A 21,277-nucleotide genomic window follows, 5' to 3' on the forward strand; every position below is an offset into this window, starting at 1 on the left:
CCGCGTGACCGAGAATCTCGACTTCCCCACGCTGCTGCAGATGATCGACGAGCGGTCCGCCGCGTTCCGCGCCGCGATCACCGCCGCCCCGAGCCTCGACGCCGACGTCCCGTCCTGCCCGGGGTGGAAGCTGTACGACCTGGCGAACCACCTCAGCGAGGGGGACCGCTTCTGGGCCCACATCGTGCTGAACACCGCGCCGGGCGACGAGCGGCCGAGCAAGGACGGGCTGGCGGCGCCCAAGGGGCGCGAGGCCCTGGTGGCCTGGCTGGCCGACTCGACGGAGCAGCTGCTGACCGCCCTGCGCGAGGCCGGCCCGGACCGGGCCTGCTGGGCCTGGTGGGAGCCGCTGGCCTCGCCGCACACGGTGGCCGCCGTGGCCCGCCGCCGCGTCCCGGAGTCGATGATCCACACCTACGACGCCCAGCTGGCCTCCGGCGCCCCGCAGGAGTTGCCGACGACCGAGGCGCTCGACGCCGCCGAGGAGTTCCTCGCCACCGTCTGCACCGTCACGACTCCGTGGCCCCGGGAGCCCGCGACCATGGACTACCACACGGCCGAGGGCCCCTCCTGGCGCCAGACGCTGGACGCCGTCGGCTCGCGCTTCACCCGCCTCACCCCGGCGGAGGCCGCCGACAGCAAGCCCACCGCCGCCCTCCACGGCACGGCGAGCGAGCTGGCCCTGCTGATGTACATGCGCGTCCCGGCCGAGGCGGTGCGGATGGAGGGCGACGCCGGGCTGCTCCAGCAGCTGCGGGACTGGGACTGATCTTCTGAGTCCTCGATCCGTCGGCCGTACGCGGTGAGGGACTCGGGGATCTGGTCGGCGTGAGGGGTCGACGAGCCCGGCCCGATCGACACGGCACCCCTAGGGGGCACGCGCGCGTGGGCGCAACTCCTGGGGTACGCGCGCGTGGGGCGGCGCAACCACGGGGGTAGGCCCGGTGTCCACCACCGGGCGACGCCCTCCCCGTAGCCGTACGACGACGCTGGCGGCGTGAATCCAGACGTCCTCGATCTCGCCCGGTTGCAGTTCGCCCTCACCGCGGGCGGCCACTTCCTCTTCGTCGCCCTCACCCTGGGACTCGCGACCGTCGTCGCCGTCGTCCAGACGGTGGCGACGATCGGCCGGAAGCCCCTGCACGCGCGCATGGTGCGGTTCTGGGGCCAGCTCTACGTGATCAACTACGCGGTCGGGATCGTCACCGGCATCGTGATGGAGTTCCAGTTCGGCATGGCCTGGAGCGGTCTCACGCACTACGCGGGCAATGTCTTCGGCGCCTCGCTGGCGGTCGAGACGATCGTCGCGTTCTTCGTCGAGTCGACCTTCCTGGGGCTGTGGATCTTCGGCTGGCACCGCCTGAACCGGTGGGCGCACCTGGCGACGATCTGGATCGTCACCCTGACCGCGTACGTGTCCGCGTACTGGATCCTCGTCTCCAACGGCTTCCTCAACAACCCGGTCGGCCACCGGACCGAGGGCGGCAGGCTGGTCCTGGACGACCCGGTCGCCGTGCTGACCAACCCCTCCGCGCTGCTCGCCTTCGGGCACATCGTGGCCGGGGCGCTGCTGACGGCCGGCTTCTTCGTCGCGGGCGTCAGCGCCTACCACCTCTTCCGGCGCACGCCCGAGTGGGAGTTCTTCGGCCGGAGCCTGCGGATCGGGGTGTTCCTCTCCTTCCCCGCCCTGATGGTCACCGCGGCCTTCGGCGGCGTCCAGTTGGGCGCGCTGCGCACCCTCCAGCCCATGAAATCGGCCGTGTTCAGCCAGAAGGCTGCCGATATCGCACAGATACAGGCGGACATGGTCGTCCGCTTCGGGCCCGGCGACTACGTCCCCTCCGAGGCGTGGACCCGGGGCGGCGGTCTGGTCATGCTCGTCTGCTTCGGCCTGATGATGTACCTCACCCTCGCCGGCGTGGTCCTGGCCTGTTTCAGGAAGGTCGTCCACCGCTTCCGCCTCTGGCACCTGACCCTGATGGCCGCGGTCCCGCTGCCCTATGTCGCGATGATCAGCGGCTGGGTCTTCCGTGAGGCCGGCCGCCAGCCCTGGGTCGTGTACGGACTGCTGAAGACCGAGGACGCGGTCTCCGGCCTCTCCCCCGGCGCCATGCGCGCCTCGCTGACCGTCTTCACCACGCTCTTCGCCCTGCTCGTCGTCCTCAACGCCTGGCTGCTCGCCCGGTGGGCGCGCCGTGGCCCCGTCGACGAGGGACTCGGCCACGACGACAGGAGCGGGCCCGAGGCCGAGGACGCCACCGACTCCCCGCCCGCCACGAGCTACTGAGGAGCCGACGTGGAACCCCTCGCCATCGCCCTGCTCGCCTTCTTCGCCACCGGCTACTTCGTGCTCGCCGGCGCGGACATCGGGACCGGGATGCTGACCCCCTACCTCGGCCGTACCGACCACGAACGACGGCTCGTCATCGCCTCCTTCGCCCCCTTCTTCCTGGGCAACGAGGTCTGGCTGATCGCCACTGCGGGTGTGTTCGTCGGCTGCTTCCCCGATCTCGAGGGGGAGCTGCTGACCGGCCAGTTCCGTGTGCTCGTCCCCCTGCTGACCGGCTGGATCGTCCGGGACGTCGGGCTGTGGTCCCGCGGCCGTGGCCACGGCCGTGTCTGGCGCGCGGTGTGCGACGGGGCCGTGGTGTGCGGCAGTTGGACGGTCGCGCTCGCCTGGGGCCTGCTGCTCGCGGCGCTCCTCACCGGTGCGCCGGACGAGACCGCCGACGGCCCCGGCGCGATCCTCCTCGCCCTGGCCACGGCCGCGCTGTTCGCCGCGCACGGGCTGGGATTCGCCACGCTCCGGCTGACCGGCCTCCCGTACGAACGCGCCCGCCTGCTCGTGGGTCGGGCCGGCCGGACCTGGCAGCCCTTCGCCCTCACGGCCGTGCTCCTGGGCCTGCTTCCCCTGCTCGCCGGAAGCGCGCTCCCGCTCGCCGACGCGGCCGCGGACGGCGCGACCCTCACCCTCCTCGTCCCCGCGCTGCTCGTCGTCACCCCGCTTCTCGTCACCGTCCAGGCGTGGACCTGGCGGACCTTCCGGCACCGGGTGACCCGCCCCTCGTACCTGTAACCACTCGAACTCCCAGAAGGAGAAACGACCATGACCGTCACGCGGGACACCGATCCCACGGCCGGCCCGGCGAGTCCGCCGCCCCGGCGGGGCAGCGTCTTCGAGCGCCTGGCCGCCTTCTCGTACCGCCACCGCTGGTCCGCCGTGCTGCTGTGGATCGTGGTCGTGGCCGCCGCGACCGGTGCCTCGACGATCGCCGGCAGCGCGTACCACAACGACTTCTCGCTGCCCGGCACCGATTCCCAGGCGGCGCGGACCGTCCTGGAGTCGCACGGCTCCGCGCAGGCCACCGACGCGACGCTGCAGATCGTCGTCAGGGACGAGGACGGCGTCCGCGAGAAGACGGTCCACGCGCGCGTGGAGGGGCTCCTCGACGAGGTCGAGCGGCTGCCCGGTGTGACCGACGTCCGCGGTCCGTACGAGGACGAGGCCGCCGTCTCACGGGACGGAACGGTCGGCTACGCCACCGTCACCCTCGACGGTGAGGCGGAGAACACGGACCGCGCCGAGGTTCTGAAGATCATCGAGACCGTGCGCGGGGCTCAGGGCGACGGACTGACCGCCGCGGTCGGCGGCGACGCCGCGCGCGGCGCCGAGGAAGGGGGAGGCGGCGCGGCCGAGGGCGCGGGAATGCTCGGCGCGCTCGTCATCCTGGTCTTCCTCTTCGGCTCCCTGGTCGCCGCGAGCCTGCCGGTGGTCACCGCGATCTTCGCCGTCGGCAGCTCGATCGGCCTGATCGCCCTGGCCTCGCACCTCGCCGACGTCGCGGACTTCACCCCGCCGATCATGATGCTGGTCGGTCTCGGCGTCGGCATCGACTACGCCCTGCTGATCTTCTCGCGCTACCGCGGCGAACTCCTGCACGGCGCGGAATCCGAGCGCGCCGCCCGGACCGCGCTCGACGCGGCGGGCCGCACGGTGTTCTTCGCCGGCTGCACGGTGATCATCGCGCTGATGGGTCTCGTCGCGCTCGGGCTCGGCTCGCTCCAGGGCGTCGCCCTCGCCGTCGCCCTGACCGTGCTGGTCACGATGGCCGCCTCACTCACCCTGCTCCCGGCGCTGCTCGGGATCTTCGGCCGGCAAATCCGGCGTCAGGTGGCCAAGCGGGCCGCGCGGTCGACCCGTCCGGAGGGCGCGCGATGGCGCGCCTGGGCGACGGCCGTGCAGAAGAGGCCGTGGGCGGCGCTGCTCGTCTCCGTGGCGGCGCTCGGCGCGCTCGCCGCGCCGGCGCTCGACATGCGGCTCGGCTTCGCCGACGCCGGCAACGACGCCCCGGCGAAGTCCAGCAGGCAGGCGTACGACCTGCTGGGTGAGGGATTCGGGCCCGGCTTCAACGGACCGCTGATCGTGGTCGCGGACGGCGGCGGCGAGCGCGCCGCGACCGCCCTGCGCCAGGCCCTGGAGAACACCGACGGCATCGCAGCGGCCACCGCGCCGATCCCGACGAGGGACGCCTCCGTCTCGACCGTCATCGCCTTCCCCGACTCCGCCCCGCAGGCCGAGGCGACCTCGGAGCTCGTCGAGCGGCTGCGGGCGGACGTCCTGCCGCCGCTGGAGCGGGAGACCGGCGCCGATCTGCTCGTCGGCGGGCCGACGGCGGCGACCGAGGACTTCGCCTCCACCGTCGCCGACCGGATGCCGCTCTTCGTCGCCATCGTCGTGGGGCTCTCGGCGCTGCTGCTGCTCCTCGTCTTCCGGTCGGTGCTCATCCCGGTGAAGGCCGCGCTGCTGAACCTGATCAGCATCGGGGCGGCGCTCGGGGTGATCACCCTGGTCTTCCAGCACGGCTGGTTCGGCGTGCAGCCCGGCCCGATCGAGGCGTTCATCCCCGTCATGATCTTCGCCATCGTCTTCGGCCTGTCGATGGACTACGAGGTCTTCCTGCTCTCCCGGATCCACGAGGAGTGGGAACGCAGCAAGGACCCTCAGGGCGCGGTGCGCGAGGGCCTGGCGGCCACCGGCAAGGTCATCACGGCCGCCGCGGCGATCATGATCGTGGTGTTCGCGGCCTTCGTGCTGAGCCCCGACCGGATGCTCCAGCAGTTCGGGCTCGGCCTCGCCGTGGCGATCCTGCTGGACGCGGTCGTCATCCGGTGCCTCATCGTGCCGGCGGTGATGCAGCTGCTCGGCAGGCGCGCGTGGTGGCTCCCCGCCCCGCTGCGACGGCTGCTGCCGACGGTGCGACTGGAGCGCGACTGACAGGCCCGGGCGGACGACCAGGCGGAGCGCCGGAGGCGGTCGGCGGAGAGCCGGGCGGAAGACCGGGCAGCGCGCCGAGGGGCGGAGACGGAGAGCCGGGCGGAGCGCCGGAGGCGGTGGGCGGAGCGCCGGGGGCGGGCCGGGCAGAGCGCGCCAGGTCAGGCGCTGTCCCGGGAGGGCGATTCCTCCCGGGGCGGCACCACCCCCTGGCCGCCCTGGTCCTTCCGCTGGTGCAGCGCCTTCTGGAGCCGGGCGACGACCGCCTCTCCGTAGCGCCGGTGGCCGTGGACGCGCGGATCGTCGGTGACGTCATAGCGCTTCACATAGGCACCGAGGAACGCCTGCAGGGTGGCCACGGCCGGGATCGCGATCAGGGCGCCGACGGCGCCCAGCAGCGCCGTGCCCGCGATCACCGAGCCGAAGGCCACCGCCGGGTGGATGTCCACGGTCTTGGACGTCAGCTTCGGCTGGAGGACGTAGTTCTCGAACTGCTGGTAGACCACGACGAAGACCAGCACCCACAGCGCGTACCAGGGGTTCTCGGTGAACGCGATCAGCATGGGCAGCGCGCCCGCCAGATAGGTGCCGATGGTGGGGATGAACTGCGACACCAGGCCGACCCAGACCGCGAGCGCGGGGGCGTACGGCACCCCGAGGAACTCCAGCAGGACGTAGTGCGAGACGCCGGAGATCAGCGCCATCAGGCCGCGGGAGTAGAGGTAGCCGCCGGTCTTGTCGACGGCGATCTCCCAGGCCCGCAGCACCTCCGTCTGGCGGGCCGGCGGCAGGACCGAGCACAGGGCGCGGCGCAGCCGGGGGCCGTCCGCCGCGAAGTAGAAGGAGAACAGGAAGATCGTCAGGAGCCTGAAGAGGCCGCCGAGGACGGTGGCGGAGACGTCGAGCACGCCGGTGGCGCTGTTCTGCACGTACTTCCGCAGCCAGTCGGAGCGGAGCACGCTGTCCTGGACCTCGACCCGGGACAGCTCCGTGTGGAACGTCTGGTTCATCCAGTGGATCAGCGAGTCGAGGTACTTGGGGAAGTTCTCGACCATGTCGACGATCTGGCCCGCCAGCATCGACCCGAGCAGCACCACGAAGCCGACGCTGACGACCATGACGGTGAAGAAGACGAGGAACGTGGCGAGGCCGCGGCGCATCCCCCGGGCGGCCATGCGCCCGACGGCCGGTTCGATGGCGAGAGCCAGGAAGAACGCGACGAGCACGTTGACGAGCAGCCCGATGAGCTGGTGGAAGGCCCAGCTGCCGAGCTGGAAGCAGGCGTAGAGCGCCAGGGCGAGCACCAGGGCGCGCGGGAGCCACCGGGGCATCCGCGCGGCGGATCCCACGGAGGTCGGTCCGGCGCCGGGTGGTCCGGCCGCGCCGGCTCCGGACCGGGGCGAGGCGGACTCCTCCGCCCGGCCCGAGGCCGACGGGATCGAGCCGGGCGCGGAGGACGGGGCAGGCACGGAGGACGGAGCGGGGACGGACGGAGCCGACGCGGCCACCGGTTCGCCGGCGGGAGCCGCCACCGGGGCGCCGCGCACCTCCGTGCGCACCGACGGCCCCGTCTCCGGAGCTCTCTCGGTCACGGTCCGGTCGGAGGTCCCGCCGAGGGTCGCGTCGGAGGTCCCGCCGAGGGTCGCGTCGCAGGTCCCGTCGGGCGTCGTCTTGTCGGTCCCGTCGGGCGTCGTCTTGTCGGTCTCGTCGTTGTCGTCAGTCGGAGCCACCACGCCAGTCTGGCGCACCCCGCGGACATGTCCGCCCCTGGCGGGGGCTCAGCGCTTGTCGGCCGGTACCTCGACGGCGGAGCAGACCGCCCGCCACACGTCCTTCGCCTCCCAGCCGGAGTCCAGTGCCTCGCGCACCGTACGGCCGCCCAGTTCCGCCATCACATGGTCCCGCGCGAAGGACTCGGCGTAGGACTCGCCGAAGTGGTCCGCCATCCGTTCCCAGAAAATCGTCAACCGCATGAACCCAGTATCCCGCTCCCAAGAGTGCAGCCCGGTCCGTAAGCCTTGTCACACGTCCTTCGCGGCCTACGGTCGGAGCATGGCTGGAACTCCTCTCGCGGCTCCGCACCCGACGCTCCTCGCGCGCGCCGAGCACTTCATCTGGCTGACGGCCCGTGTGCTCGAACAGCGCCGGTTCGCCTATCACTTCCTGCGCGGCGGCGCGGAACCCGTCGAGGTCGCCCTCAACGCGTACCTCAACGAGGACGGTGGCTACGGGCACGCCCTCGAACCGGACCTGCGCGGCCCCGTCAGCCAACCGCTCCACACCGGGCATGCGCTGCGCGTCCTCGACTCGATCGGCCGCTGCGGCGGGCTGCGGGTCGAGCGGATCTGCCGCTACCTCACCGACGTGTCCACCCACGAGGGGGCGCTGCCGGCGATCCATCCGTCGCTGCGCGGCTACCCCGCCGCGCCGTTCGTCCCGGTCGTCGACGACCCGCCCGGTGCCCTGCTCTCCACGGGCCCCGTCGTCGGACTCCTGCACCGGAATCAGGTGTGGCACGCCTGGCTGTTCCGTGCCACCGAGTTCTGCTGGTCGGCGGTCGAGTCCCTGGAGAAGTCGCATCCGTACGAGATCCAGGCGGCGGTCGCCTTCCTCGACGGTGTCCCCGACCGCTCGCGGGCGCAGGCGGTGGCGGACCGGCTCGGGCGGTCGGTGCGGGAGCAGCGCCTGGCGGTGCTGGATCCCGAGCGCCTCGACGACTTCCCCGTCGCTCCGGGGTACGCGCCGGGCGAGCACCACTTTCCGTACGACTACGCGCGCGTGCCGGACTCCTTGGCCCGTCGCTGGTTCACGGACGAGGAGATGGCACGGTCGCTCGACCACCTCGCCGCCGGCCAGGAGGAGGACGGCGGCTGGCCGGTCACCTGGCGCCGCTGGGCCCCGGGAACGGCGCTGGAGGCGCGTCCGATGGTCACCATCGAGGCGTTGCGGACCCTGCGCGCCCACGGTCGCCCGATCACCTGACGCATCGGATCCGCCTGCCGGATCGGATCGCCGACCGCATCGGACCACCGACCGCATCCGATCCGCCGCCCGTGTCGGGCGGCACCGGGGAGGCGACTCCGAGCGGGTGGCGGCCGAGGCAGCCGTCACCCGCCGAGGCCGCCGTCACCCGCCGAGGGCCCTGACCCCCGCCGTGACCAGCACCGCCGCGGCCACGACGACGAGGAAGGGCGCGCGCAGGACGAGCGCGACGGCGGCCGCCGCGACGCCCACGACACGGGCGTCCAGGGTGAGCGCGCCGTCGGTGCTGAAGGTCTGCTGCGCGGTGAGGGCCGCCAGCAGGGCGACCGGGAGCAGGGCGGCGAGGCGTTGGACGAGGGGGCGTTCCAGGGTGCCGGCGGGCACCAGGAGCCCGACCAGCTTCACGAGGTAGCAGCCGACGACCGTCAGGCCGATCGCGATCCAGACACTCATCGGTTGTTCTCCTCACGGGTGTCGTCGGTCCCGCCGGTCGCGGCGGTGCCACGGGGCTCATCGTTCCGGGCCGCCGCGGAGGTCCCGCCGGCCGGGCCCATGCTCCGGCCCCGCAGCCACAGCACGGCAGGCGCGGCGAGCGCCGCCGCGAGGACGGGGACGCCGGCCGGCAGGAAGGGCATGAGGCCCAGGCCGAGGACGACGGCGATGCCCGCGGTGTACCGCTCCGTGGCCGTCTTGAGCATCGGGGCGAGCAGGGCCAGGAAGACGGCCGGTCCGGCCGCGTCGAGCCCCCAGGCGTCGGTGTCGCCGATGGCCTCCGCCCCGAGGGCGCCCAGCAGGGTCGTCAGGTTCCACAGCACGTAGAGCGTGATGCCGGTGACGGTGAACCCGATCCGCGCGGTCCGTCGCGTCGGCTGGGCGAGCGCCACCGCCGTCGTCTCGTCGATCACCCACTGGGCGGCGAAGGGCTTGGCGGCGCGCGGCAGGGCGAGGAGCTGGGACAGCCGCAGCCCGTAGAACGCGTTGCGCGTCCCCAGGAAGAACGCGCCGGCCGCGGCCGTGAAGGGGTTCCCGCCCGCCGCGAGCGCTCCCACCAGGGCGAACTGCGAGGCCCCTGTGAAGACGAGCAGGCTGAGGACGCAGGTCTGGAGCAGGCTGAGTCCGGATCCCGCGGAGGTCACGCCGAAGGCGAAGCCGGAGAGACCGACGGCGATCCCGACCCCGAGCGCGTCGCGTACGACCGCCGAGTCCGCCTTGGTGCTCTCCCGTATGACTGGGGTTGCTGTCTGTTCTGCCACGTCAGCGACGTTACGACCCAGGGCCGCCGACGGTCTTGTACGTTCTTGCACCCCCGCCGCGCGCGTACGTCCCTGCGTCCCCGCCGCGCGCGTACGTCCCTGCGTCCCCGCCGCGCGCGTACGTCCCTGCGTCCCCGCGTCCCCGCGTCCCTGCGCGCTCGTCCACCCCGCCGCGCTCATCAGTCCCGCGGCGCGCGTCCCCCGCCGCGTTCTCGCACCCCTCCGCGGCTCCGCGCCCGTCTACGTTCCGGTGCCCCGCGCGCGCTGGTACGCCCCCGGCGGGACTCCGACGCTGCGCGTGAAGTGCCTGTTGAGGTGCGGCTGGTCGGTGAAGCCGACGGCGACGGCCGCCTCCGCCGGCGCCGTACCCGCGTCGAGCAGGCGCCGCGCCCGCCGCACGCGCGCGTCCGTCAGCCAGGTGTGGGGCGGCATCCCGTACGTCTCCCGGAACGCCCGCAGCAGGGCGAAGGGGCTGGTGCCGAGTTCGGCGGCGAGGCGCTCCAGGGTCGGCGGCTCGGCCATCCGCTCCTCCAGGACGGCACGCGCGCGTACCGCGTTGCTCGCGCCGGCGGACCGGGGCGAAGGCGACACCAGGCGGCCCCCGTGGCTGCGCAGCATCCTCGCCGTGACCAGCCGCAGCAGGCTGTCGGCGGCCAGCGCGTTGCCCTCCTCGGCGGCCCGGTGGACCCCGATGACGAGCTGCGCGGCGTACGGGTCGTCCACGACGGGTGCGGTGAAACCGGCCGACCCCCGCAACCCGATCGCGTCGGCCGCGATCGACCGGATCACCTCGGCGTCCGGGTAGATCGTCCGGTAGGTCCAGCCCTCCGGGACGCCCGCGTGCCCCGTGTGCGGGGTGTCGGGGTTGACCAGGGCGATCTGGCCGGGTCCCGCGTGCACGAGTTCGTCGCGGTAGTGGAACGCCTCGACACCCTCCGTGATGGCGGCGAAGACGAAGGTCTCGTGGGTGTGCCGGGCGAAGGCCTTGCGGACGTAGTGGGCGTGGAGCAGGTCGACCCCGGGCAGCTCGGAGTACTGCCAGTACCGTGCTCTCTCCCCACTCGCCATACCTCCATTCTGCGCCACCGGCCGTCTCGGCATCGATCGGGTTTCCCCAGGTCCGGGCGGTTGTCAGTGACGGGGTGCACGATGGGTGGCATGGTCAGGTCTGCGCTCGACTCGTTCTCCCCCGCGACCCGCGGGTGGTTCACCGGGGCCTTCCGCGCGCCCACGTCGGCGCAGGAGGGTGCCTGGCAGGCCATCGGCGCGGGCTCGGACGTCCTCGTGGTCGCCCCGACCGGTTCCGGCAAGACCCTGGCCGCCTTCCTCGCCTCGCTCGACCAGCTCGCCTCCACCCCGCTGCCCGCGGACCCCAAGAAGCGCTGCCGGGTGCTGTACGTCTCGCCGCTGAAGGCGCTCGCCGTCGACGTCGAGCGCAATCTCCGCTCCCCGCTGACCGGTATCCGCCAGGAGTCGGTCCGCCTCGGGCTGCCGGAGCCGGACGTCCGTGTCGGTATCCGCTCGGGTGACACCCCGCCCGCCGAGCGCCGGGCGTTGGCCACGAAGCCGCCGGACATCCTGATCACGACCCCCGAGTCGCTGTTCCTGATGCTGACCTCCGCCACCCGGGACGCCCTCGCCGGGATCGAGACGGTGATCGTGGACGAGGTCCACGCCGTCGCCGGGACCAAGCGCGGCGCCCATCTGGCGCTGTCCCTGGAGCGTCTCGACGAGCTGCTGCCCCGCCCCGCGCGCCGGATCGGTCTGTCCGCGACGGTGCGCCCCGTCGACGAGGTGGCCCGCTATCTCTCCCCGCAGCGCAAGGTGGAGATCGTCCAGCCGCCGTCGGGCAAGGAGTTCGACCTGTCGGTCGTCGTCCCGGTCGAGGACATGGGCGAGCTGGGAGGGTCCCCGGCCTCCGAGGGCACGGACGGCGGGGACAAGCCGTCGATCTGGCCGCATGTCGAGGAGCGGATCGCCGACCTCGTCCAGGCCCATCGCTCCACCATCGTCTTCGCCAACTCCCGCCGCCTCGCGGAGCGGCTCTGCAACCGGCTGAACGAGATCGCGTACGAGCGTGCCACCGGCGAGGCCGTTCCGGAGAGTCGGCCGCCCGCCGAGATCATGGCTCAGTCCGGTGCCGCCAAGGGGGCTCCCGCCCTGCTCGCCCGTGCCCATCACGGCTCGGTCTCCAAGGAGCAGCGCGCCCAGGTGGAGGAGGACCTCAAGGCCGGCCGGCTGCCCGCCGTGGTGGCCACCTCCAGTCTGGAGCTGGGCATCGACATGGGGGCGGTGGACCTGGTCGTGCAGGTCGAGTCGCCGCCTTCGGTCGCCTCCGGCCTCCAGCGGGTCGGTCGCGCCGGACACCAGGTCGGTGCCGTCTCCACGGGTGTGGTGTTCCCCAAGTACCGCGGCGACCTGGTGCAGGCGGCCGTGGTCACCGAGCGGATGCGCAGCGGCTCCATCGAGTCGATGCGGATCCCGGCGAACCCGCTGGACGTCCTGGCGCAGCAGCTGGTCGCGATGGTCGCCCTGGACACCTGGCAGGCGGACGACCTGCTGACGACGGTCCGGCGCGCGGCGCCCTTCGCCTCGCTGCCCGAGTCCGCCTTCACCGCGGTGCTGGACATGCTGGCCGGCCGCTACCCCTCGGACGCGTTCGCCGAGCTTCGCCCGCGCGTGGTGTGGGACCGGGTCGCCGGCACGGTCACCGGGCGCCCGGGCGCGCAGCGGCTCGCCGTCACCTCCGGCGGCACGATCCCCGACCGGGGCCTCTTCGGGGTCTTCCTCGCCGGCGCGGATCCCAAGAAGGGCGGCGGCCGGGTCGGCGAGCTGGACGAGGAGATGGTGTACGAGTCCCGGGTCGGAGACGTCTTCACGCTGGGCACGACCTCCTGGCGGATCGAGGACATCACCCGGGACCGGGTCCTGGTCTCGCCCGCCCCCGGGGTGCCGGGGCGGCTGCCGTTCTGGAAGGGCGACCAGCTGGGCCGCCCGCTCGAACTGGGGCGCGCGGTGGGCGCCTTCCTGCGCGAGGTCGGTTCGCTGGCGGCCGAGGACGCCCGGCTGCGGCTGGTCGCCGCGGGGCTGGACGCCTGGGCCGCCGACAACGTCCTGGCGTATCTGGACGAGCAGCGCCGGGCCTGCGGGCACGTTCCGGACGACCGCACGATCCTGGTGGAGCGCTTCCGGGACGAGCTCGGTGACTGGCGGGTCGTCATCCACTCCCCCTTCGGGGCCCAGGTGCACGCCCCGTGGGCGCTGGCCCTCGGAGCCCGCCTCGCCGAGCGTTACGGCATGGACGCCCAGGTCATGCACGCGGACGACGGGATCGTGCTGCGCCTGCCGGACGCCGATCTGATGGGCCTCGACCTGCTCGACGACCCGGTGAGCCAGGATCGGCACCTCGACACCACGTACGACTCCGACCAGGCCCCGATCGGCGCGGCGGACGCGCTCTTCGACAAGGGTGAGATCGGCCAGATCGTCACCGACCAGGTCGGCGGCTCCGCCCTCTTCGCCTCCCGCTTCCGCGAGTGCGCCGCCCGGGCCCTGCTGCTGCCCAAGCGCAACCCCGGCAAGCGCACCCCGCTCTGGCAGCAGCGCCAGCGCGCGGCCCAACTGCTTCAGGTGGCGAGCGAGTTCGGATCCTTCCCGATCGTCCTGGAGGCCGTCCGCGAATGCCTCCAGGACGTCTTCGACGTCCCCGGGCTCCAGGAGCTGATGGGCGACATCGAGTCCCGCCGGGTCCGTCTCGTGGAGGTCACCACCCCCGAGCCGTCGCCCTTCGCCCGCTCTCTGCTCTTCGGCTATGTCGCCCAGTTCCTCTACGAGGGCGACTCCCCGCTCGCCGAGCGGCGGGCCGCCGCCCTGTCGCTGGACTCCCGCCTCCTCGCCGAGCTGCTCGGCCAGGCGGAGCTGCGCGAGCTGCTCGACGCCGAGGTGCTCACCGAGCTGGAGCGGGAGCTCCAGTGGCTCACCGAGGACCGCAGGATCAAGGACGCCGAGGGCGTCGCCGACGCGCTGCGGGTCCTCGGTCCGCTCACCGATGCCGAGTTGGCCGAGCGCGGGGGCGACCCGGGCTGGGGCCGGGAGCTGGAGGCCGCCCGGCGGGCGATCCGGGTCCGGATCGGCGGCGCCGACCACTGGGCGGCGGTCGAGGACGCCGGCCGGCTGCGGGACGCCCTCGGCACGGCCCTGCCCGTGGGTGTCCCCGAAGCCTTCACGGAGCCGGTCAAGGACCCGCTGGGCGACCTCCTGGCCCGCCACGCCCGCACCCACGGCCCGTTCACCTCCTCGGCCGCCGCCGCCCGCTTCGGCCTCGGCGCCGCCGTCACCGACGGCGCCCTTCAGCGCCTCGCTGCCGCCGGCCGGGTCGTCCAGGGCGAGTTCCACCCCTCGGGCATCGGCCAGGAGTGGTGCGACGCCGCGGTGCTGCGGCGCCTGCGCCGCCGCTCGCTCGCCGCGCTGCGCCACGAGCTGGAGCCCGTGCCCCCCGCCGCGCTCGCCACCTTCCTGCCGCAGTGGCAGCACCTGGGGAGCAACAGCCTGCGCGGGATCGACGGACTGGCCCGTGCCGTGGAGCAGTTGCAGGGCGCCCCCGTGCCGGCGTCGGCCCTGGAGAAGCTGATCCTGCCGTCCCGGGTCAGGGACTTCTCCCCCGCGCTGCTCGACGAGCTGACGACGACCGGGGAGGTCCTGTGGGCCGGCGCGGGCGCCCTGCCCGGCAAGGACGGCTGGGTCTCCCTCTACCTCGCCGACGCGGCTCCGCTCCTGCTGCCGGCCCCGCACCCGCTGGAGACCACCGCCCTCCACGAATCGGTGCTCACCACCCTGTCCGGCGGGTACGGCCTGTTCTTCCGTCAGATCGCCGACCAGGTGCGGGCCACCACCCACCCGGACGTCACCGATCCCCAGCTCGCCGACGCGGTCTGGGACCTGGCCTGGTCGGGACGGCTCACCAACGACACGCTCGCCCCGCTGCGCTCCCTCCTCGGCTCCGGCCGCACGGCGGGGTCGACGGCCCACCGCGCCAAGCGCACAGTCCCCCGCGGCCGTTACGGCACGCTCACCGCGGCCGCCCGGCCCGCCTCGCGGACCGGACCGCCCACGGTCAGCGGCCGCTGGTCGCTGCTGCCCCCCGCGGAGCCGGAGCCGACCCACCGCGCCCATGCGCTCGCCCGCACCCTCCTGGACCGGCATGGCGTGGTCACCCGGGGAGCGGTGGCCGCCGAGGGTGTGGAGGGCGGCTTCTCCGCCACGTACCGCATCCTGTCGGCCTTCGAGGACAGCGGGCAGGCCCGCCGCGGCTATGTGGTGGAGGGGCTCGGCGCGGCCCAGTTCGCGATGGACGGCGCCGTCGACCGGCTGCGCGCGGCGGCGACCGCCCGCGACCGCGGCGCGGAGTCGGGCGCCGGCCCGCGCGCGGTGGTCCTGGCGGCGGCCGACCCCGCCAACGCGTACGGGGGCGCGCTGTCCTGGCCCGAGCCGCCGAGCGGCGCCGGGCACAAGCCGGGCCGGAAGGCCGGCTCGATGGTCGTCCTGGTCGACGGCGAGCTGACGCTGTACATGGAGCGCGGCGGGAAGACCCTGCTGTGCTGGCCCACCGACCCGGACGCCCCCGCGCTGAGAGCGGCGGCCGAGTCCTTGGCGAAGGCCGCGGTGGCGGGGTCGCTCGGCACGGTCACGGTGGAGCGGGTCAACGGCTCCCCCGCCCTCACCTCCCCTCTCGCCCGCCCCCTGGAGGCCGCCGGCTTCCACGCCACGCCGAGGGGGCTGCGCCTCCGCCCCTGACCGACCGATGATGGAGTCATGCCCGAAGGAGACACCGTCTGGCAGGCCGCCCGCCGACTGCACTCCGCGCTCGCCGGACGCGTCCTGACCCGGTCGGATCTGCGCGTCCCCCGCTTCGCCACCGCCGATCTCACCGGCCGCGCGGTCCTGGACGTGACGCCGCGCGGCAAGCATCTCCTCACCCGTTTCGACGGCGGCCTCACACTCCACTCGCATCTGCGGATGGACGGCTCATGGCGGGTGTACGCCACGGGTGAGCGCTGGCGCGGTGGCCCCGGTCACCAGATCCGGGCGGTTCTCGGGAACGAGGAGAACACCGCCGTGGGCTACCGCCTCCCCGTCCTGGAGCTGATCCGCACGGCGGAGGAGCAGAACGTCGTGGGTCATCTCGGCCCCGACCTCCTCGGCCCGGACTGGGACCCGGCGGAGGCCGTCCGCAGGCTCACCGCCGACCCCGCCCGCACGCTCGGCGAGGCGCTGCTGGACCAGCGGAATCTCGCGGGCATCGGCAATGTCTACAAGTCGGAGCTCGCCTTCCTCGCCGCGGTCACCCCGTGGCTCCCCGTCGGCGAACTGCCGACCGGCGTCCCCGAACGGCTCGTCGCCACCGCGCATCGCCTCCTGGAGGCGAACAAGGACCGCCCCGACCGCCGCACCACCACGACCCGGCAGCCCGCCCACCGTCTCTACGTCTACGGCCGCGAGCACGCCTCCTGCCTGCGCTGCGGTGCCCCCATCAGCAGGGCCGAGCTCGGCGAGCGCGTCACGTACTGGTGCCCCGGCTGCCAGCAGGGCCCTTCCGGACAATCCCCGCACAACAATTGACGCTCCGTCAGATCGGGTCGTACGGTCCGGTCATGGCCCTCACGGCGTACGACCTCACCGGCCGCACCGCGTTCGTCACCGGCGCCGCGAGCGGGATCGGCCGCGCGACGGCCACGCTCCTCGCGGAAGCGGGCGCCACCGTCCACTGCGCGGATCTCGACGAAGTCGGCCTGCGCGGAACGGCGGATCTCGTCGAGAAGCGGGGCGGCACCGCGCACACCCACACCCTCGACGTCACCGACCGCGCCGCACTCGCCGCCGCCGTCGCCGGCGCGGGCCCGCTGCACACGATGGCGGCGGTCGCCGGAATCATGCACACGAGCACCGTTCTGGACACCCGCGACGAGGATCTGGACCGCGTCCTCGCGGTCAACTTCAAGGGGGTGCTCCACGCCTGCCAGGAGGCGGCCCGCTCGATGATCGCGACCGGGACACGGGGTTCCATCGTCACCATGGCCTCGGGCGCGATGGACACGGCAAGCCCGGGCCTGCTCTGCTACAGCGTCACCAAGGCCGCCGTCGTGCAGCTGACCAAGACCCTGGCCACGGAGGTCGGGCGGCACGGCATCCGGGTCAACGCGATCGCCCCCGGCTGGATCCGCACTCCCATGACCGACCGTCACGAACCGGCGGCCCAGGAGCAGGCGGAGGCGGCCATGGCCCGCCACTCCCCCCTGGGCCGGGTGGGCGAGCCGGAGGACATCGCACATGCCGTCCTCCACCTCGCCTCCGACGCGGCGTCGTTCACGACCGGCCAGATCCTCCGCCCCAACGGCGGGGTCGCGATGCCGTGGTGACCGGTGCGCCCCCCGCGCGCTCCGCCCGCCCGTCGTCGCGTGCCCGGCCGCCCGACGCGGCGGACGCCGCCACGTGCACCGGCAGCAGGCTCAGCCCCCAGCCGCCGGCCGCGACCGCCCCCTCCACCAGTCCCGACTGCTCCGGAACCAGCACCAGTCGCAGCACCGCCCACCACCACAGCCCACCGGCCACCAGCCCGCCCGCGATCCACGCGGGCGTCACCAGCGGAACCCGTCGCCGCACCATGGCCGCCTCCTCCGGTCGACGCTAGACCGGGCGTATCGCACGACGGGAGGGCGCACCGGACGCAGACCCGGCGCACGAAGCGCACGACGCGGGCGCCGGACCGGGCGCGCCCCGCACCGAAGCGGGCGCCACGCCTAGGCGCTCTCGGCCTGGAACATCCACGCATGCTTCTCGAGATCGGCCGTGAGGGCGATCAGGATGTCCTGGCTCACCGGGTCCGGCTCGTCCGTGGCGTCGATCCGCTCCCGCATCCGGGAGACGACCGCCCCCAGGGCGTCGACCAGGATCTTCACGGCCTCGACGTCCTTGATCCAGCCGGTCGGGACATCACCGATGGCGCTGCCGGAGGCCACCGAGGCGGCCCTGCCGTCCGGATTCACACCGATCGCGGAGGCACGTTCGGCCACGACGTCCGAGTGCTGACGTGCGGTGACGACGACCTCGTCGAGTTGAAGATGGACGGAGCGGAAGCGCGGTCCGACCACGTTCCAGTGCACCTGCTTGGCGACGAGGCTGAGGTCGACCAGGTCCACCAGAGCCCCCTGCAGGGCGTCGCCGACGGTCTTCCGCTCAGTCTCGGACAGCGAACTCTTCACGACGGACATGCCTGTTCTCCCACCAGTCGTACGGTTTTCCCACCATGGCACGCCTGACCGAAATCGGGCATCTCAAACCCGACCGCACGAAGCCCGTCAAACCCCCCGGAAAGCACTAAAGCCCCGGTGGGTGCCCCAATGGGACACCTTCCGGGGCCTTAGCCCACGTAGCGTCAGGCAGCGACGACGTCCACCGCTTCCGCGGGCGCCTTGATGGTCACCCGCTCGGTGGGCACGCCTGCCACCGACGTCACCGACACCGAATTGAGCATCGGACGGCGTACCGGCGCGGGCACCGGTTCGCTCGCCGCTGCAGACTCGGCCAGTTCGGCCAGCGACAGCTCGTCGCTCACTTCACGCATGAGCTCGGACATCCGTACGTCAAGCGCGTCGCAGATCGCGGAGAGCAGCTCGGAGGAAGCCTCCTTCTGCCCCCGCTCCACCTCGGAGAGATAGCCGAGCGAAACTCGGGCGGACGAGGAGACTTCGCGCAGAGTACGGCCCTGGCGCTGGCGCTGCCGACGCAGCACGTCACCCAACAGGCGACGGAGCAGAATCATCGGTGGCTCCCTCCTCGGACCGCGTAGCCGCATCCTTCACGCCCCACCGTACCGCCTCGCGCTGCGGCCGTGCGGGGAGCGATGTCGTGTTCACTCAGGGCTGCAAACATCAATTCCCCCCGTTCTGTTCCGTATCCTGTGCCCGCGCATTTCCCGAGAGTTCGTCGCGGAGCAGTTCCAGCACGCTCCGTACGCTCTCTCTACGGATTTCCGCACGGCCGCCGTTCAACCGCAATGCGGCCACTTTGCCCGCTCCGACGGGCCCCGCGACGGCCACGTACACCGTTCCGACGGGCTGTCCGTCCTGTGGTTCGGGCCCGGCGACACCGGTCGTCGCGACCCCCCAGTCGGCGCCGAGGCGTCGGCGCGCACCCGCGGCCATCTGCAGCGCGACCTCGGGATCGACCGCTCCGCGCTCCGCCAGAAGGGTCGCGTCGACCCCCAGGAGTTCATGCTTGAGCGCCGTGGCGTACGCCGTGACGGACCCGCGGAAGCTCTTCGATGCCCCCGGTTCCCCGGTGAGCTCCGCGGCCACCAGGCCGCCCGTGAGGGACTCCGCGGCGGCCACCGTGTGACCACGCTCCGCGAGCAGTTCCAGCACCCGGGCGGCTTCGCTCATCGCGTCGACCCCGCCGCCGGCCCCTTCGCGGAGGCCCCGGAACCTCCGGGCGCCTCCGGCTCCCCGGCCTCCGACCCCGTGGCATGCGGCCCCGGAAGGGACTCGCCACCCGGCTCACCGCCGCCGTCGGCGGCCCCGCCGTCGGTCTTCGCGGCGCGCTCCGCGGCCAGCCCCTTGCGGCGCAGGACGATCGCCTCTCGCACATAGTCCAGAGCGGTGACGACCGTCAGCACGACGGCCACCGTCATCACCCAGAAGCGCAGGGTGGCGAGTGGACCGGTGAGCACGAGCACGTACATGCCGACCGCCGTGCCCTGTGCCAGCGTCTTCATCTTGCCGCCGCGGCTCGCCGGAATGACCCCGTGCCGGATCACCCAGAAGCGCATCAGCGTGATGCCCAGCTCGCGCGCGAGGATGACGGCCGTCACCCACCAGGGCAGGTCCCCGAGCGACGACAGACAGATCAGTCCGGCCGCCATGATCGCTTTGTCGGCGATCGGGTCGGCGATCTTCCCGAAGTCCGTGACCAGGTTGTACGTCCGCGCCAGATGCCCGTCGAAGACGTCCGTGATCATGGCGACGGCGAAGGCGGCCCAGGCCCAGGCACGCCAGACCGGGTCGTGCCCGCCGTCCTGGAGCAGCAGCACCACGAAGGCCGGCACGAGGACCAGACGGATCATGGTGAGGATGTTCGCGATGTTCCAGAGGCCGGCCTGAGCGACGGGCTTGGTTCCTCCCGCGCTCTGCGAGCGAGGAGGGACCCCCAGCTTGCCGCCGGGCGCGGGCCTACCGGTCCCGCCCGAAGCGGATGCCGGGACTCCGGTCATCTGCCCGCCTCCTCGAAAAGACACTCGGCCACCAGGTCGACGCCTTCCGTTCCCACGACCTTCGCCACGACCATACGGCCGGGAGCGAGGTCCAGGCCCGCGGCCGAGTCCGCGGTGATGACGACCTGGCCGTCCGTCTCGGGCGCCTGGTGGGCCGCACGGCCGATCACGCCGTCCTCCTCGTCGAGCGATTCGACGAGTACTTCCAGGGTCTCTCCGATCCGCTCCTCCGCACGCTGGGCGGTGAGCTCCTCGGCGAGGCGCGAGAGATGGGCGAGCCGCTCGTCCACGACCTCCTGGTCGAGCTTGTCCTCGTAGGTCGCGGCTTCCGTGCCGTCCTCGTCGGAGTAGCCGAAGACGCCGATGGCGTCGAGACGGGCATGGGTGATGAAGCGTTCCAGCTCGGCGAAGTCCGCCTCGCTCTCGCCGGGGAAGCCGACGATGAAGTTCGACCGCGCGCCGGCCGTCGGGGCCTTGTCGCGAATCGTGCCCAGGAGCTCCAGGAAGCGGTCGGTGTCACCGAAGCGGCGCATGGCCCGCAGCACGGCCGGGGCGCTGTGCTGGAAGGACAGGTCGAAGTACGGGGCGACCTTCTCGGTCGAGGTGAGCACGTCGATGAGACCGGGGCGCATCTCGGCGGGCTGGAGGTAGCTGACCCGGACCCGCTCGATGCCGTCGACGGCGGCGAGGTCGGGCAGCAGGCTCTCCAGCAGGCGGATGTCGCCCAGGTCCTTGCCGTAGGAGGTGTTGTTCTCGGAGACCAGCATGATCTCCTTCACACCCTGCTCGGCGAGCCAGCGCGTCTCGTTGAGGACGTCGGAGGGACGCCGCGAGACGAAGGAGCCGCGGAAGGACGGGATGGCGCAGAAGGAGCAGCGGCGGTCGCAGCCGGAGGCGAGCTTCACCGAGGCGACGGGGCTGCGGTCAAGCCGGCGGCGCAGCGGGGCGCGCGGGCCGGAGGCCGGGGCGAGACCCTCGGGGAGGTCGGCCGGGACGTTCTCGGGCGCCTCGACGGCGCCGTGGCCCGGGAGGGCGACCTCGGCGGCGGCCTGCTGCCGCTCCACCGGGGACAGCGGAAGCAGCTTGCGACGGTCGCGCGGGGTGTGAGCCTCCACACTGCCACCGCTGAGGATGGTCTGGAGGCGGCCGGAGATGTCGGCGTAGTCGTCGAAGCCGAGCACGCCGTCCGCCTCGGGCAGGGCCTCGGCGAGCTCCTTGCCGTACCGCTCGGCCATGCAGCCGACGGCGACGACGGCCTGGGTCTTGCCGTGGTCCTTCAGATCGTTGGCTTCGAGGAGGGCGTCGACGGAGTCCTTCTTGGCGGCCTCGACGAATCCACAGGTGTTGACGACGGCGACATCCGCGTCCTCGGCGTTCTCGACGAGCTCCCAGCCGTCCGCTGCCAAGCGGCCTGCGAGCTCCTCCGAGTCCACCTCGTTACGGGCGCAGCCAAGAGTGACAAGGGCGACGGTACGGCGTTCGGGCATGGACTCAAGACTACTTCGT

19 protein-coding genes are annotated in these 21,277 nt (G+C 72.9%); 8 read left to right on the forward strand and 11 right to left on the reverse strand.

Going from position 1 to position 21,277, the window contains the following annotated elements; genetic code table 11:
* Positions 1–4 precede the first annotated feature (4 nt).
* The 4 genes from AB0D99_RS29120 (at position 5) to AB0D99_RS29135 (ending at position 5,275) form a co-directional block, all read left to right on the forward strand.
* Positions 5–769 carry a maleylpyruvate isomerase family mycothiol-dependent enzyme gene (locus AB0D99_RS29120; RefSeq protein WP_362368675.1) on the forward strand — a complete coding sequence of 255 codons (765 nt, stop codon included), beginning with the start codon at positions 5–7 and terminating at the stop codon, positions 767–769.
* Positions 770–997: 228 nt separating this feature from the next.
* Positions 998–2,287 (forward strand): cytochrome ubiquinol oxidase subunit I, encoded by a 1,290-nt coding sequence (locus AB0D99_RS29125; RefSeq protein ID WP_362368678.1) that lies wholly within the window; start codon positions 998–1,000, stop codon positions 2,285–2,287.
* A gap of 9 nt (positions 2,288–2,296) precedes the next feature.
* Complete coding sequence (locus tag AB0D99_RS29130) at positions 2,297–3,076, forward strand: cytochrome d ubiquinol oxidase subunit II (protein WP_362368680.1); 780 nt, start codon at positions 2,297–2,299, stop codon at positions 3,074–3,076.
* 30 nt (positions 3,077–3,106) lie between these two features.
* Positions 3,107–5,275 (forward strand): MMPL family transporter, encoded by a 2,169-nt coding sequence (locus AB0D99_RS29135; RefSeq protein ID WP_362368683.1) that lies wholly within the window; start codon positions 3,107–3,109, stop codon positions 5,273–5,275.
* Positions 5,276–5,433: 158 nt separating this feature from the next.
* On the opposite strand, the gene AB0D99_RS29140 is transcribed toward AB0D99_RS29135, so the two are convergent.
* Positions 5,434–6,621, reverse strand: a complete 1,188-nt coding sequence (locus tag AB0D99_RS29140) for an AI-2E family transporter (RefSeq protein WP_362368736.1) — start codon at positions 6,619–6,621, stop codon at positions 5,434–5,436.
* 429 nt (positions 6,622–7,050) lie between these two features.
* Positions 7,051–7,245, reverse strand: coding sequence for a DUF3046 domain-containing protein (locus AB0D99_RS29145; protein ID WP_362368686.1), 195 nt, complete (start codon positions 7,243–7,245; stop codon positions 7,051–7,053).
* A 79-nt stretch (positions 7,246–7,324) separates the two neighbouring features.
* Here AB0D99_RS29145 and AB0D99_RS29150 point away from each other — a divergent pair, with 79 nt between their 5' ends.
* Complete coding sequence (locus AB0D99_RS29150; RefSeq protein ID WP_362368689.1) at positions 7,325–8,254, forward strand: hypothetical protein; 930 nt, start codon at positions 7,325–7,327, stop codon at positions 8,252–8,254.
* 144 nt (positions 8,255–8,398) lie between these two features.
* On the opposite strand, the gene AB0D99_RS29155 is transcribed toward AB0D99_RS29150, so the two are convergent.
* The 3 genes from AB0D99_RS29155 to AB0D99_RS29165 form a co-directional block, all read right to left on the reverse strand.
* Complete coding sequence (locus AB0D99_RS29155; RefSeq protein ID WP_362368692.1) at positions 8,399–8,707, reverse strand: AzlD domain-containing protein; 309 nt, start codon at positions 8,705–8,707, stop codon at positions 8,399–8,401.
* Positions 8,704–9,507, reverse strand: a complete 804-nt coding sequence (locus tag AB0D99_RS29160; RefSeq protein ID WP_362368694.1) for an AzlC family ABC transporter permease — start codon at positions 9,505–9,507, stop codon at positions 8,704–8,706. The genes AB0D99_RS29155 and AB0D99_RS29160 overlap by 4 nt, the downstream gene beginning before the upstream one ends.
* A gap of 240 nt (positions 9,508–9,747) precedes the next feature.
* On the reverse strand, positions 9,748–10,575 hold the full coding sequence (locus AB0D99_RS29165) for an AraC family transcriptional regulator (RefSeq protein ID WP_362368697.1): 828 nt from the start codon (positions 10,573–10,575) through the stop codon (positions 9,748–9,750).
* 90 nt (positions 10,576–10,665) lie between these two features.
* On the opposite strand from AB0D99_RS29165, the gene AB0D99_RS29170 reads away from it, so the two are divergent.
* The 3 genes from AB0D99_RS29170 to AB0D99_RS29180 are packed head-to-tail and all read left to right on the forward strand — an operon-like array spanning position 10,666 to position 16,922.
* Positions 10,666–15,300, forward strand: coding sequence for an ATP-dependent helicase (locus AB0D99_RS29170; RefSeq protein ID WP_362368700.1), 4,635 nt, complete (start codon positions 10,666–10,668; stop codon positions 15,298–15,300).
* Positions 15,301–15,318: 18 nt separating this feature from the next.
* Positions 15,319–16,125, forward strand: coding sequence for a DNA-formamidopyrimidine glycosylase family protein (locus AB0D99_RS29175; protein ID WP_362368703.1), 807 nt, complete (start codon positions 15,319–15,321; stop codon positions 16,123–16,125).
* A gap of 32 nt (positions 16,126–16,157) precedes the next feature.
* Positions 16,158–16,922 carry an SDR family NAD(P)-dependent oxidoreductase gene (locus tag AB0D99_RS29180; RefSeq protein ID WP_362368706.1) on the forward strand — a complete coding sequence of 255 codons (765 nt, stop codon included), beginning with the start codon at positions 16,158–16,160 and terminating at the stop codon, positions 16,920–16,922.
* On the opposite strand, the gene AB0D99_RS29185 is transcribed toward AB0D99_RS29180, so the two are convergent.
* From AB0D99_RS29185 to rimO, 6 genes are all read right to left on the reverse strand, one after another.
* Entirely contained in the window at positions 16,870–17,169 is a 300-nt protein-coding gene (locus AB0D99_RS29185; RefSeq protein ID WP_362368709.1) for a hypothetical protein, read from the reverse strand. The genes AB0D99_RS29180 and AB0D99_RS29185 overlap by 53 nt on opposite strands.
* A gap of 134 nt (positions 17,170–17,303) precedes the next feature.
* Positions 17,304–17,774 carry a DNA starvation/stationary phase protection protein gene (locus AB0D99_RS29190; protein WP_362368712.1) on the reverse strand — a complete coding sequence of 157 codons (471 nt, stop codon included), beginning with the start codon at positions 17,772–17,774 and terminating at the stop codon, positions 17,304–17,306.
* Positions 17,775–17,938: 164 nt separating this feature from the next.
* Complete coding sequence (locus tag AB0D99_RS29195; RefSeq protein WP_352018529.1) at positions 17,939–18,325, reverse strand: helix-turn-helix transcriptional regulator; 387 nt, start codon at positions 18,323–18,325, stop codon at positions 17,939–17,941.
* A 109-nt stretch (positions 18,326–18,434) separates the two neighbouring features.
* Complete coding sequence (locus AB0D99_RS29200) at positions 18,435–18,944, reverse strand: nicotinamide-nucleotide amidohydrolase family protein (protein WP_362368715.1); 510 nt, start codon at positions 18,942–18,944, stop codon at positions 18,435–18,437.
* On the reverse strand, positions 18,941–19,771 hold the full coding sequence (pgsA, locus tag AB0D99_RS29205; RefSeq protein WP_362368718.1) for a CDP-diacylglycerol--glycerol-3-phosphate 3-phosphatidyltransferase: 831 nt from the start codon (positions 19,769–19,771) through the stop codon (positions 18,941–18,943). The genes AB0D99_RS29200 and pgsA overlap by 4 nt, the downstream gene beginning before the upstream one ends.
* The gene (rimO, locus tag AB0D99_RS29210) at positions 19,768–21,258 is read right to left on the reverse strand and encodes a 30S ribosomal protein S12 methylthiotransferase RimO (RefSeq protein WP_362368721.1); all 1,491 of its coding nucleotides are present in this window, start codon (positions 21,256–21,258) and stop codon (positions 19,768–19,770) included. Before rimO ends, pgsA begins: the two co-directional genes overlap by 4 nt.
* Between the last annotated feature and the right edge of the window lie 19 nt (positions 21,259–21,277).

Source organism: Streptomyces sp. NPDC047971, assembly GCF_040653355.1.
Taxonomy (GTDB): Bacteria; Actinomycetota; Actinomycetes; order Streptomycetales; family Streptomycetaceae; genus Streptomyces.

What these genes read in the sequence shown, in the direction of transcription:
- AB0D99_RS29195 (WP_352018529.1), bottom strand. Translation starts at nt 18,325, where the DNA reads ATGATTCTGCTCCGTCGCCTGTTGGGTGACGTGCTGCGTCGGCAGCGC.
- AB0D99_RS29150 (WP_362368689.1), top strand. Translation starts at nt 7,325, where the DNA reads ATGGCTGGAACTCCTCTCGCGGCTCCGCACCCGACGCTCCTCGCGCGC.
- AB0D99_RS29190 (WP_362368712.1), bottom strand. Translation starts at nt 17,774, where the DNA reads ATGTCCGTCGTGAAGAGTTCGCTGTCCGAGACTGAGCGGAAGACCGTC.
- rimO (WP_362368721.1), bottom strand. Translation starts at nt 21,258, where the DNA reads ATGCCCGAACGCCGTACCGTCGCCCTTGTCACTCTTGGCTGCGCCCGT.
- AB0D99_RS29170 (WP_362368700.1), top strand. Translation starts at nt 10,666, where the DNA reads ATGGTCAGGTCTGCGCTCGACTCGTTCTCCCCCGCGACCCGCGGGTGG.
- pgsA (WP_362368718.1), bottom strand. Translation starts at nt 19,771, where the DNA reads ATGACCGGAGTCCCGGCATCCGCTTCGGGCGGGACCGGTAGGCCCGCG.
- AB0D99_RS29165 (WP_362368697.1), bottom strand. Translation starts at nt 10,575, where the DNA reads ATGGCGAGTGGGGAGAGAGCACGGTACTGGCAGTACTCCGAGCTGCCC.
- AB0D99_RS29185 (WP_362368709.1), bottom strand. Translation starts at nt 17,169, where the DNA reads ATGGTGCGGCGACGGGTTCCGCTGGTGACGCCCGCGTGGATCGCGGGC.
- AB0D99_RS29145 (WP_362368686.1), bottom strand. Translation starts at nt 7,245, where the DNA reads ATGCGGTTGACGATTTTCTGGGAACGGATGGCGGACCACTTCGGCGAG.
- AB0D99_RS29180 (WP_362368706.1), top strand. Translation starts at nt 16,158, where the DNA reads ATGGCCCTCACGGCGTACGACCTCACCGGCCGCACCGCGTTCGTCACC.
- AB0D99_RS29135 (WP_362368683.1), top strand. Translation starts at nt 3,107, where the DNA reads ATGACCGTCACGCGGGACACCGATCCCACGGCCGGCCCGGCGAGTCCG.
- AB0D99_RS29155 (WP_362368692.1), bottom strand. Translation starts at nt 8,707, where the DNA reads ATGAGTGTCTGGATCGCGATCGGCCTGACGGTCGTCGGCTGCTACCTC.
- AB0D99_RS29175 (WP_362368703.1), top strand. Translation starts at nt 15,319, where the DNA reads ATGCCCGAAGGAGACACCGTCTGGCAGGCCGCCCGCCGACTGCACTCC.
- AB0D99_RS29200 (WP_362368715.1), bottom strand. Translation starts at nt 18,944, where the DNA reads ATGAGCGAAGCCGCCCGGGTGCTGGAACTGCTCGCGGAGCGTGGTCAC.